A 12812-nucleotide genomic window follows, 5' to 3' on the forward strand; every position below is an offset into this window, starting at 1 on the left:
CTTTGTCAGGATTGGCATTATTTTATAAAATACAGAAACATCTGTCTATTTTGTAAAGAGAAACTTAACCATTTGAATACACGAATGAATGGGGATGCTATCCGTGATAAATATAAAAAAATGAATTAACGAGTTATGTTATTAATTAAATTTTAACGATTATTAATTTTTTAGTATTCCAAGAAATTTATTAACAGCCTCTACTAATTATTTAGAAATTCAATTTTTATTTTTTCAAAATTTTCAACAGGAATGACTACTTTAAAACTTCCTATAACTTTAAAAAAATTTTTAAATTTACTTTCTCTCAAACCATATCCACTGCTATTACCTTCTCTCACGTCATACATAAAATCACCAAAATCTGTAGAAGGAATATAAACTCCATTTTTTACATTTAGTGTGTCTTTTATATTTTCAATAGATAAAAAACATATACCATCACTTTTACTCGAAAAACTACTAAAAAAGTTTTGAAAAGGAAAAGTGATACGAATAATTTTATCAAAATAATCATGAGCTATAGTCAACGTAATTTCATCTTGATCACAACTCAAATCCAATAACTTTGAATCATCACTGTTTTCAGTTATTTCTAATAAACTCATGGACATCCTCAAGCCTTTTCATATTTACTATAAAGGTCATCCACCATACCTGAATTTTCAATTTTGTCTCTCATAAATAAGGCCCTTTCTTCCCACTCACGTCATAATTCAAATGAGGGAAAGTTGAGGTACTAACGCCTTTACCCCAATCTCCATGGTTCCAATATTACAGTATCTCCTTTAGCATTTTTCCAACCATTCCGCTGACCTTTTTCATTATAACTTCTCACAGCCCCTGGCCCCAACATTTTAGATCCAGCATTCATTGCATCATTTTTATTATTAAATAAGAAATCATCTTTCCTAGCATCATCAGCACTAACTTTTTTCCGTCTGCATTAATGTAATTTACTAACTTTTTAGTATTACGACTTCTCGCATTAATTGGTAAGGTTTTATTTCTACTTCTTAAGCCTAACGGATCAATCCAATTATTAGGATTGGGTGCATAAGAATACACATTATATTCACCCAGTAATCCAATCGGATCTTTACTAATAAACCGACCTATATACGGCGAATAATAACGATAACGATTGTAATGAAACCCTGTTTCCTCATCAAAATACTGACCTTGGAAATGGATGTTGTTTGAAATAATTTCACTATTTTCAAAGAAATTAGATTTTGCTTTTTCTCCTTTGCCATTTCGAGCATAGTTCTTCGTGTAAAGCCTTGCTTTGTTGAAACGAACTCTCCCAATCTTATATTAAGTTTTACAGATCATTTGACATGGGGAATCACTCATTTCCTGAGACGTATCCAAATGAAAAACATATTAGAGAAAAGCTATTAAATAATGATCTATCTAATTTAATAATATTTAGATATGGATATATCTAAAATTCTTAGATAACAGAGAATTCCAGATATATTTTAATGACTTTCTAATCTTTTCTATCAAAATAAACAGAAATAACTTGAAATATCAAACCATTCAATTCCCCAGAAAAATTAAAATCACCATTTATTGATTTTATAAAAACACTATTCATTTAACTAATAATTAAAGATGATTTCTAACTTTTTCGACCACTCTATTAGATGATTAAAGATAACTTTCACAAGAGTTCTAATAATTTTACCCCACATCTTCAATAGAATTTATTTTTTCTATAATCTCATCTTTAGTAAGTGAAAACTCCCCCTCTTCGCCTGCATCCATTCCAATCAATTCATCAAGCAAATTTTGTAAATCCTCATTGAGTTCTAAATAATCCATATCAAGACGAATTAAATATGCTTCTCTAGCAACTATCCGATAATCAAATATTTCATTTTCTAAAATTAAATGAAGTTTATCTAATACTATTTTATCAATATTACGTAACATTATAGAGGACACCCTTTTTTTATAGCTCGCCCTGATGGAGTTGCTTTACCTTGATCTATATCTGCTTTTGTTGGTGGATAATGTGGAATATCCACAACCTCACCGTTTATCATCTTAGGATGTACCCTATTTACATTACCATTATGATCATATGTTTCCTCCCATACTCTAACGGTACCAGTTTTAGGATTAATTTCTGTAACATGGGATCTTCCTCGAGTTGGACCTTGAGTCTTAGCTAAAGCCTCTTTTTCATAATATCTTATTCTACCATCACTTAGCTCTCGTGTTTTAACAGCTTTATTTTGAGCAGACTCTACAGCCGATAATTTTCTTTTTAATTTTTTTTGGTCTGTCTCATTACTTAACCCCAAAGGATCAATCCACCCAATAGGACTAGGACCATATTGATAAAGGTTATATCCTCCCAGCAATCCAATCGGATCTTTACTAATAAACCGTCCTACATACGGCGAATAATAACGATAACGGTTGTAATGAAGTCCAGTTTCCCCATCAAAATACTGACCTTGGAAACGGATGTTGTTGTTTATAATCTCTGAATTTTCAAAGAAATCTGACTTAGCTTGTTCAACCTTACATTCGCCCCAAGCTTTATATTGAGCTTTCCAAACAATGGCACCTGTCTGGTTACTCATTTCTTGTGGTGTCCCTAAATGGTCACAGTGATAGAACCATACATCATCAAAGCCTTGGCTTTGTTTTACGGTATTCCAAAGAGGGTCTTTATAAATGCTATATGTTTTTTCTGTCCAGTCTTGGATTTCATGCAGTTCAATTGAGTGATGATACGCCGCTTGCAACAAAGGTACGAAGCTATCTTTTTCGTAGAAATAGTGTTTTGTTAAATCAGCACTAGATTCATAAGCTAAAGTATCACCATCCCAACCATAAATAATGTTCTGCTCTTGTCCAGTATGGTGATGTTTACTTCTTTTTTGAATACGTCGACCTAAGGCATCATAACGATACTCTGCCGTATATTGATTATTTCGGCTACGAACAAGACGTCCCAATACATCCCACTCAAGATTTAAATCACCTTGTGATGACTTTTGTCGAATCAGTTGCCCAAAAGCATCATATTGATATTGTTGGTCAAGATATTCCTGCACGACGTTATTAACTAAGCGGTTGTAACCAAGACCTTTTTCAGTGGCAGTATGTTGTGAGGATTGCTCTTTGGTACTGTTATAGCGATCTAAAATATTACTTGCTGGATCAAAATTAAAAGTCTCTTTGCCAAGCTTACTGGTTGTCTCTAATAAACGCCCAACAGGATCATATTTATAATGAATAGCTCCACGACGAGTATCTTTAATGAGCGTTAATTCACCTGTGTTATCGTAGTGATATAAGCGTTCAATCAATTGGTTGGTATGCTGGATGGCATTATTTTGAGTTTGAGCCTGATAGCCTTTGTCATGCCCACTCAACATTAATTGCTGAGTTAAACGTCCAACTTCATCATAACGTTGTTGTTGGCTAAGACCATTTGCATAATGGCGTAATGTCTCTCTATGTAAATCATCACGCTCAAAACTAACAACATCTTCGCCATTTAAAGCCATGCCATAGACATGTCCACTTCCATAAGCGAGCCAATCTATTTTTTGTCCATCTGGTCGGATGGTTGTAGTTCGATTATTTAATTCATCATAGACATGTTTCCACACAGCAGTTTTCTGAGTCACCACATCTTGATGATGTTCTTTAATTAAATTGCCTGCTGCATCATAAAACCATTGCAAGTTAGTTTCGGCATTTTTAGCCTGAACTAGATTACCTAAGCCATCATAAGAAAATTCTTCTGTTTGTTTTTCGTCAAGCTCCTGCCCTTGATGGCCATATCCAGCTGTACGTTGTTCTAAACGTCCCATACTGTCAAAAATAAATTGCTGAATACGGTCTTTAGGCGCAGCACGGTCTTTGAAATCTTGACCATAGGCAGAAGCGACTTCAATACTACTAGTTAAACGACCATTAGATTCATCGTACGTATAAGCAGTTTCTTTGCCATCAAAATCAATTTCTTTTACTAATCGACCTGCAGCATCATAAATAAATTCATAACTGGCGCCATTTTCATTCGTTAAACGTTTTAAGCGACTTAAACGATCCCATTGATATTTCAAGGTTTGATTTAATGGGTCAATACGCTTAGTAATTAAACCCGCTGCGTCATATTCATAACGTGTCTGCTGGCCTTTAGGATCAATATGAACCAATAAACGACCTTCTTCGTCATGAATAAAATGCTCTTCAGCTCCATCAGCATGTTTAATTTTTTCGAGCTGTCCCAAAGCATTCAGCGGTAAGCCTGTTTTTAGAGGCTGTCTTGGTTCAGTCGTTAATTCTGTATAGAAATATTCAACTTTTTGCTTTAAAGCATTTTCAATAAATTTGACTCGCCCGCGCTCATCATAGTACCAGTGCGTTTCTTTACCAGAACAATCTGTATAAGTAACTAAGTTGCCTTGATCATCATATTTGAGTGTCTTCTTACCGCCTTTAGCATCTTTAATGGAAGTTACCAATCCCATTGCATTGTAGGCATAGGTTGTTTCACGCTTCAGCGGATCAATTTCTTTAATTATATTTCCTGAAGCATCGTATTCTTTAAACCAACGCCCCTGTTCAGCGTCAACAAAACCAGTCAGATTATCTTTTTCGTCATATTCATAATAGAAGGTTGAGCCATCGGCCTGAACCATACTTAAGATATTACCGCGTTCGTCGTAGATATACGATGTTTCTGTTCCATCTGAGGCAATATGCGATGTTATATTTTTTGCTTGGTCTCTAAAGAACCATTCTTGCAAATTGTCTGGATAAATAATTCGATAGGTATAACCCGTAATACCATAATAATATTCAGTCACGTTACCATCGATATCCATGACTGAAGTTACGCGAATGTTTTCATCCCAATTTAATTTAGTAGCGGAACTATAGTCATCGGCCCACTCTTCAATCGCTTTTGAGCTAGGTAAAATGCCATCCCATTTTAAGTTCATTCCTCTTTGAGTAAGATCGGTATAACGAGTCAATAAATGAGCTTGGTATTGATATTCATAAGAAGCAGCAAACTCATTAGTTGCCTTAATTAAATCGCCTTGCTCATTATATTGATATGCGGATAGTTGTCTAATGAGTTGACCATCTTCAACCAACCAAGCTGCAACAACTTTTTGCACATCATTAATTTGTAATGCCACATGCGTCAAAGTTTGTTGTTGCTGTTTAAATATAATGTCGGATAAATAGCTATCACCATTTTCTAATTCATAGTCATAACGTAGTCCGATACTAAATCCATTTTGACGTTCTATGGAGACTAAACGAAACTCATTTTTATATTTTTGATAGAAGCGAGTTTCTGAAACACCATATGAAATTGCTCTAATTTCAGGTGAGACAACTGTATAAGTAAAAGTTTCTACTTCATCATAGTAACTCTGCCCAACTTTTAGCTCTGGTAAGCGAACAGGACGTCCATCGCTGCCAATATACTCCCAGCCCTCTTGCTCAATCGGTTCTTTAGGTTCATTAATGTTGTAACTAGAACAACGAGCAATCTTGGTTGTAAAAGGTGTAATCCACCGCGCTCCGAAAATCGATTGATCATACTGATATAAGTTCGAAACGTACGTTCTCGAAAATTGCTCTATTAATAATGGATGAATTTGCGCATCTGCATGATTTAAAAACTCAGTACCCATGGCAAAAGTAATCGATCGTTTAGTCGCACCACCTTTACAGTTTTTACCAGCATTCGCATTATGAGTCGCCGCATGTTCATTATTCGCCTTTTCTAATTTATTATTTTTCTTGTCATGTTTAACTTGTGTGGTTTGAGTTGGCTTAACTTGAGCTGGTTTCTTTTTCCTGAATTTAGAAGCACTCATTCTCAATACATCAAATAGCCACCCAATTGTTTGCGGCTGTGCTGCATTTCCCAAGCCTTTAATTTTAGTATTGGCAGTAATACCAATTTTATTAATCGTTGCGCCTACATTTAATATCGGCTGCTTTAGATGTGCAGGAACTAAAGAAGTAACAACTTTAGCATTGGAGTTTGCTCCTGTTTTAATAAGAGCCTTCCCCCAATTTTCAGTCATGTAAACTAAATTTTTTCCAGCTCGCGTTAAGTCACCACTTTTTATTCCTTTAATAACACCGGCAGCTTGCTGTTGAGCGCGGTTTGTATTTGATCCAGCATTTGTAAATACTTGGCCTTTTGTTACAACTCGAACAATTCCGCCATTAATTTGTGTCGTGGCACTTTGGACGGTTCCACCACAAGTGGCTAAAATTGAATTTAGTTTATTTAACCCAGTTTTGCAGAATTTTTCTATATCCCCTGCAACCTGATCGTTTAAATGATTAGAGATCACTACAATTACTGCTTCACCTAAAGCAGCTTTACCTACACGTTTAACTTCTTGACGGACTAGAAACAAAGCTGGGCGAGCAGAGGTACGGATTGCAGTTGTTCCCGGAATAGGTACAATCCCAATAAGGTCAATACCCATTGTGGTCCAATCCATAATATCGGCATTTTGAAAACCTTTATCGTAGATATAGCAAATGTCGGAAACCACATCGATAGCAGCCATGACATTGCCAATAATTGGAATTGTTCCCATTACACTGGCTAGCAAGTCTAATGTCACAATTTTATGCGTATGACTTTTTAACCAATCATCTATTTTTTGTTTTGAATGACTAACATCTTTAATAGCAACTTCTGATAATGGTTTAACAACTTCTGTTTTTCCAGACATTTTATTTCTCTACGAATTCTTTTTAAAAGGGCTTTGCAAATATTGAGGAAGAGCATTAGTCACCAAGCTACCGCCATCAACAGAACTTAATTTGCTGAAGTCATTTATTTTTTGAATTGATGCAAGATCAATATTGTTCCCTATTTTTTGGCCTGCTTCCGAAATGGGTAAAAAGCTTTTTACTTGATCAGTTACTAATCCCTGCGCCTCTGTTTTTAACATTGGTATTAAAGCCTTTGCCCCTTCAGATTTTATGCTTTGTGCAGTTTGAATATTTTTCATAATATTCGCAGGATTGGTTAATTGTTTAGATAATTCACCAAGTTTGGACTGGGCTGTTTTATTCATTTGTGCAATTAATGAATCTGATTGCTCAGTATCCGCATCATTCTTATTCGGCCACTCAACTGGACGTTTAAAGTCACTTGCTGCATCCCAAGGATCACGATTGTCTGACTCAAAGAAGACTTTCACGGCTCCTGTTGCTAAGCCAGAAACTCTTGCAAATCCCTTATCATCCAACTTGCCAGTGACTTCTTTTCCTAAGTTGTCAACAACCGTATAACTACCACCTTTAACGAACTCACCATGCGCATAATCATGGATGAGCTCTAAATTTCCTGGGCTACGTTTGGGCGGAGGCGGTAGTGAAGAACTAAAATTCGCACTTCCTCCCCCCATAAACAAATGCTGCCCAGCCTTCACCTCAAACTTACTACCAGTGACAGGAAAAATTCCCGAGCCATTAATCTTGATTTGAGATCCGCCCGCCGTGATAACGATTTCTTTAGAAGCACTAATTTCAATTTTGTCTTCTGTTGAAATAATCTGAACAGCTTTACGGGCAATTAAATCTGCTCCATCGCCTTGTGCTTGTATTTCGACTTTGCCTTTGCCTGCATACAGTCTTGCCCCTTCTTGCGCCGCAAAAAGGCTGATTTTATTTTGGGCGTGCACAATCAGGTTCTTTTGAGTGGTCAGGTTAATGCTATCACCAGCAGTTTGACTTAACTGAGCATCTGCGCTGAGGTAAATGTCCTCATTACTGGCTAGAGCAATACTGTTAGGTGCAGTTAATATCATCAAGGCTTGCTTAAAAGCGGCAGCTTTGTCTTGATCTTTTTCTTCAATTTGTTCTATGAACGTTTTTAAGTTCTCAAGAACTTCCAATGGATCAGTTTGCTGATTTTTGGCTACTTCACTGAGTGCCTTGGCATTGTTAAGGCCGCCTTCGATTTGTTGTTTGGCCTCATTTGCATCAAGGTGCACGCCTTGAGCTTGATCCTGTTTGTGGGTACTAACGAGTAAGCCACTGCCTGCTCTTACCGCTCCCCACTGGTCTGTTCTGAGCTCGAAACCCTCACCTCGGCCTTCACTTTCCGCTTTGTCCTTTGGATGGCTTAAGTTACCCAAGTTGAGCTGGCTTGCCGCATGACTGCTTTGTAGCTGGGCACTAATTTGCCCTGTCGTGTCGTCAAAACGTAACTGGTTAAAGCCTTTGCCATCGACTTCTTCTGAACGGATACCGCTGAGTTTTTTGGTGTCAGGTAGTTGGCCTTTCTGGTCGAACTGCGTTGGGTGGCGTTCGGCTTCATGAATGCGTCCCACCACAAACGGACGGTCAATGTTGCCATCAAAAAAGTCGATCACCACGATCTCGCCGACACGTGGTAAGAAACGTGCGCCATAACCTGCGCCTGCCCACGGGGTGAGTACATCCACCCAAGCCGAGTCAGTGTCATTGTCATTACTGCCTGCCCCGCCGTCATGGCTATGGTCATCAGTTCGGGTAAACAGGAAACGGACTTTAATGCGTCCCCACTGGTCGACATGAATGCTTTCACCTTCCAGTCCCACCACTCTAGCGCGCTGCGGGTAAGCTGCTGGACGGTGCTCTAGTGGGTGATACTCAGGGACAGCTTTAATGTTGCGTCGAATGACATTTAGCTCAGCAAAATGGCACTGCTCAGAGTTTTGCGTATCGAGTTGGACGGCCTTAAGCTTGTCTTTTGGCAACAGACGCTCAAGTTGCTGTTGTAATTCTTTCGGTAAATTATTTTGGTTATAGTAGTGCTTGCTTAAGATTAAGAACTCTTTATCAGCACTGTCATGTTGGTCGAGTTCAGGATGTTCATTGAGTTCAAACCAGTAACCCACCTGTGCATCACGGACATTACCTGAAACCGTAAACTGCTTCGAACTCAGGTGATGGTAAGCATTGATGTGCTGGTTAAGCTGTTCAATCTGGCTATTACCAGAAGCTGTGGCTTGGTCTTCACCGTTTAAGTCCTGTATCCAAGCGGGGCTAACATGCCATGCATCCTCAAGATTTAGGCTCGCATTATCATAGTGTTCGCTGTGCTTTTGAGTGCCTTGTACGCTGCCACTGCCTTCTTCTTGTTGTAGGGCATCGGCTTGCCAGCGTTGCACATGAACTGAAGTTGGTTGTAAACGGCGCTCAGCCTTGACTTGGGTAATGGTATCGAACTGCTCTGTAGCACTGCTGCGCTGGTAGCGTAGGCTACGACGTTCAAGGGCTTGGTAATTTTGGTTATCGTCAATTAAACGTAATACTTGTGGCTGAATAGAAGCATTCGGGTCGGTGACAAAAAGTTGCGATTCATCGACCAGCCAGTTAATGCCTTCACTACGCCACAAGCGGGTTAAAAAGTCATAGTCGCTTTCGTTTGACTGCATCACAAATGGACGTACATCGTAGTCTTTCGTTAAGCCTGCCGTGTCGAGCGTTAGACTTGAGGCAAATAACGGGCTTTTACCTTGCCATTCTTTAAACAAAATTTCGCTAATATCGCGTACGCTTTTATTCATAAACACGCGGCTATTGCGGCGTTTATGCCAAAGTGCAGTTGGGTCTTTTAAGGTTAAGTTATAGATGGTGAGTGAACCGTCGCTTTGCCCTTGGCTCGCTTCGGTAATAATGCCTGTTGTTCTAAAGAACTGGCCTGTATCCGTCACCTGATCGACAGCAACCTGACAGCCGATAAATTGTTTTAATGCAATATGTGCGTTTGTCGACAGACACAGTAATTCAGCAACGCTACCTTGGTTAAGCGTATGCTCGCCTTCAATACGTTGTAAGAAGACTTGATTGTTTAATGATGGGTTGGAAAATTGCACATGAAGTACACGATTCTGTGCGACCAAACCTAAACTATCTAAAATTTGAAATATTTTATGGGACATCGTTATTATAAAACTGAGTCATAATCATCGATATTTTATAAAAAACAGACAGAATTGTCTATTTATATAAATTAGCTTATCTTCCATGACTTACATATTTTTTAGTTTAACTGAAAGAAAGATTGGCTATTAAATAATCTATAAGTGCTCTCGTTTTGGCTGGTAAATTAGAGGTATGAGGATAAAGTAGTTGAATACTTTGTAGCGGTAACGAAAAATCAGGAAATAACCGAATTAAGCGGTTTTGTAGAATATCTTCATCAACTAACCATGCAGGACAAATCGCCACACCTAAAGATGAAAGAGCCATTTGATGAATTGCAGTCACCGAGTTTGATTCATACTGACTTCGAATAAAAGGTAATGAATATTGCTCCCCTAAACTGTTTTGTAAAATATATTGGGAATCTTGCCAATTTAATAAGGTATGGCCAATCCAAGGAACATCCGCTAAATCAGATATATTTTCTATAGGATGGTCTTTTATAAACTGTGGAGTAGCCACAAGATAAATTGGATATTCTCCGATTTTTCGAGTTTTTAGAGATGAGTTTTTTAAATTTCCTAGCCGAATAACCAGATCTAATTTTTCAGTGACTAAATCATCGAGAGATGAATTAAATGAATACTGTAAACGTAAATGTGGGTAAAGCCGACAAAACTCAGGCAGTAAAGGCAAAATGAAACGTTGGCCAAACTCATTGGTAGACGAAAACCTTAAAGTGCCTGTAATACTTGTACCTAAGTGTTGGCTTCGTTCAAATGCTTCATCAATCTGAAGTTGGATTTGTTTAAAATCCTCATAAAAATGCTGGCCAATTTCAGTTAATGCAATATTACGGGTGTTGCGAATTAATAGGCTTGTATTGAGCTGCTTTTCTAATTGTTTTATATCAATACTCACCATTGATCGGCTTAAGCCTAAAATTTCAGCAGCCTTAGTAAAAGAGCCGGAATCAACGACTTGTAAAAAACTAGTAATTTGCTTGAGGTTTTTTTGCACAATTAAGCCAATTGTTTAAAATTATCAAACAATGATTTTACTTCGCTTGCATCGACAATAAAAGAGCTGGATCTTACCCTGCCTGCACGGAGGTAGGTATGTCTTATCGATATAAAATAGCAACAGTGTTTTTACTTGGGTTTTTTATTGATTGCATCAACATTTTTATGTCTGCAATTGCATTGCCTCATATTGCATCGTCATTTTCAGTTAGCCAATCGATGGTCGCTTGGGTAACAAATGCGTATATTCTCGGCCTCATTTTAATTATGCCCATGAGTTTATGGTTAGCCAGCAAACTTGGGAACCAAAAATTATTGTGCTATTCGATGCTGTTATTTTCGATAAGCATTTGCTTTATTGGCTTTAGCGAATCGATTTATAGCTTAATTTTTTGGCGATTTATTCAAGGAGTAGCTGGTGGCTTATTAATTCCAGTCGGGCAAGCTCTCGTATATGCATTATTCCCGAACCAAGAACGCCAACGCATTTCTACATTAATTATGGTAATTGCATTGATTGCACCTGCTTTTTCACCTGCTATTGGTGGCGTAATTATTGATTCATTGAATTGGAGATGGGTATTCTTATCTAACCTTCCTTTTTCGTTACTGGCGGCAGCTCTGGCATGGTTATGGGTTAAAAAAACAGAGAATATGTCGAGTGAAAAACCAGACATAAAAGGCTTGGTTATTTTTAATATGAGCCTGTTATGTTTGTTACTCTCCTTTTCATTCTATAGTGATTACCATAACGCCTCATTCGCTCTAACGAGTTTTCTACTTTCGATCGGAATGCTTATTTTTTATATTCGACATGCGAAGAAAATTTCCCGTCCTGTTCTTAATCTTGAGTTATTAAAAAATAAAAATTTACGTCATGCATTTATTGTCTATTATGCCGTTCCAGGTATTTTTACAGGCGTAAATTTACTCAATATTTTTAATTTACAACTTAACTTTGGCTTTAATGCAAAACAAACTGGTTTATTCATGTTGCTCTATGCAACTGGGGCACTCGCAGCCATGATTAGTGGTGGCCTGCTCTATCAACGGCTAGGAAAAAAGTATCTTCTTATTATTGGAATAACCCTACATAGCCTTGGCATATTTTTTTTATTTTGTATTTCAAACACTAGCCCTTTGAGCTTTTTAGTGATTGCTTATTTATTAATGGGTATGGGCGGGGGCTTAAGTGCCAATATTGCCCAAATTAGCTCACTGATTGATTTTTCAGGCCAAGATTTATTACAAGGAAGTGTGCTCTGGAATATTAATCGACAAGTTTCATTCAGTGTCGGTACTGTTGTTCTCATTTCGATATATAACTTGATGTCTGGCTCAAGCAATCTACTTCGCTATCAACATACTTTTTTAATTGCAGCTTTACTCTGCTTACTTTCACTCATTCCCGTTTTAAAGGAGAAAACCCATGTCTAAACAAATGGATCAAGCCATTCAAAGTGTCATTGACCTACATGTTTTGATCGAAAATGTATTTACAGGAAAAAATGCTGAGCAAAGTCTGAGCCCGCTTTTAGATAGCTTTGATCAAAATTTTAAGATGGTAACGGTTCAAGGTCAGAGTATTGGCTTAGCTGAAGTTAAAAACTTATTTAGCCAAAATATTGGAAAAAAACCTTCTTTAAAAATCGATATTATTAAAAGTACAGCTTTATACGAATTTGAAAATTATTGTTGGGTGCAATATCAGGAACATCAGCAAACTGATAAAACGGAGACAGTACGTACCTCTACAGCCTGCATTAAAGTAGACGGCGAAAAATGTTATTGGGTTTACTTACATGAAACTTTAGTTCCCTCATCTTCTTAACTCATCTAGAGCACCTTAAAGAT

The 12812-nt window shown here is 37.5% G+C and carries 7 protein-coding genes and 1 pseudogene; 2 read left to right on the forward strand and 6 right to left on the reverse strand.

Annotated features, from left to right (window positions below; translation table 11 throughout):
* Nucleotides 1–203 precede the first annotated feature (203 nt).
* The 6 genes and pseudogenes from ACT53H_RS14215 to ACT53H_RS14240 all read right to left on the reverse strand — a co-directional run bounded on the left by ACT53H_RS14215 (nt 204) and on the right by ACT53H_RS14240 (nt 10956).
* Nucleotides 204–608: a hypothetical protein gene (locus ACT53H_RS14215; RefSeq protein WP_476009458.1), complete on the reverse strand. Its 405-nt coding sequence runs from the start codon at nt 606–608 to the stop codon at nt 204–206.
* 394 nt (nt 609–1002) lie between these two features.
* Nucleotides 1003–1251 (reverse strand): annotated as a pseudogene (locus ACT53H_RS14220) (RHS repeat-associated core domain-containing protein); the annotation flags it as partial.
* A gap of 438 nt (nt 1252–1689) precedes the next feature.
* Entirely contained in the window at nt 1690–1941 is a 252-nt protein-coding gene (locus tag ACT53H_RS14225) for a hypothetical protein (protein ID WP_049836356.1), read from the reverse strand.
* Nucleotides 1941–6749, reverse strand: a complete 4809-nt coding sequence (locus tag ACT53H_RS14230; protein ID WP_476009459.1) for an RHS repeat-associated core domain-containing protein — start codon at nt 6747–6749, stop codon at nt 1941–1943. Before ACT53H_RS14230 ends, ACT53H_RS14225 begins: the two co-directional genes overlap by 1 nt.
* 9 nt (nt 6750–6758) lie before the next feature.
* Nucleotides 6759–9953: a type VI secretion system Vgr family protein gene (locus ACT53H_RS14235; protein WP_476009460.1), complete on the reverse strand. Its 3195-nt coding sequence runs from the start codon at nt 9951–9953 to the stop codon at nt 6759–6761.
* A gap of 106 nt (nt 9954–10059) precedes the next feature.
* Nucleotides 10060–10956, reverse strand: a complete 897-nt coding sequence (locus ACT53H_RS14240; RefSeq protein WP_476009461.1) for a LysR family transcriptional regulator — start codon at nt 10954–10956, stop codon at nt 10060–10062.
* Nucleotides 10957–11054: 98 nt separating this feature from the next.
* On the opposite strand from ACT53H_RS14240, the gene ACT53H_RS14245 reads away from it, so the two are divergent.
* Both ACT53H_RS14245 and ACT53H_RS14250 read left to right on the forward strand, forming a co-directional pair.
* Nucleotides 11055–12395, forward strand: a complete 1341-nt coding sequence (locus ACT53H_RS14245; RefSeq protein ID WP_476009462.1) for an MFS transporter — start codon at nt 11055–11057, stop codon at nt 12393–12395.
* Nucleotides 12388–12789, forward strand: a complete 402-nt coding sequence (locus tag ACT53H_RS14250) for a hypothetical protein (RefSeq protein ID WP_476009463.1) — start codon at nt 12388–12390, stop codon at nt 12787–12789. Before ACT53H_RS14245 ends, ACT53H_RS14250 begins: the two co-directional genes overlap by 8 nt.
* Nucleotides 12790–12812 lie beyond the last annotated feature (23 nt).

The organism is Acinetobacter sp. DMC2 (assembly GCF_056314305.1).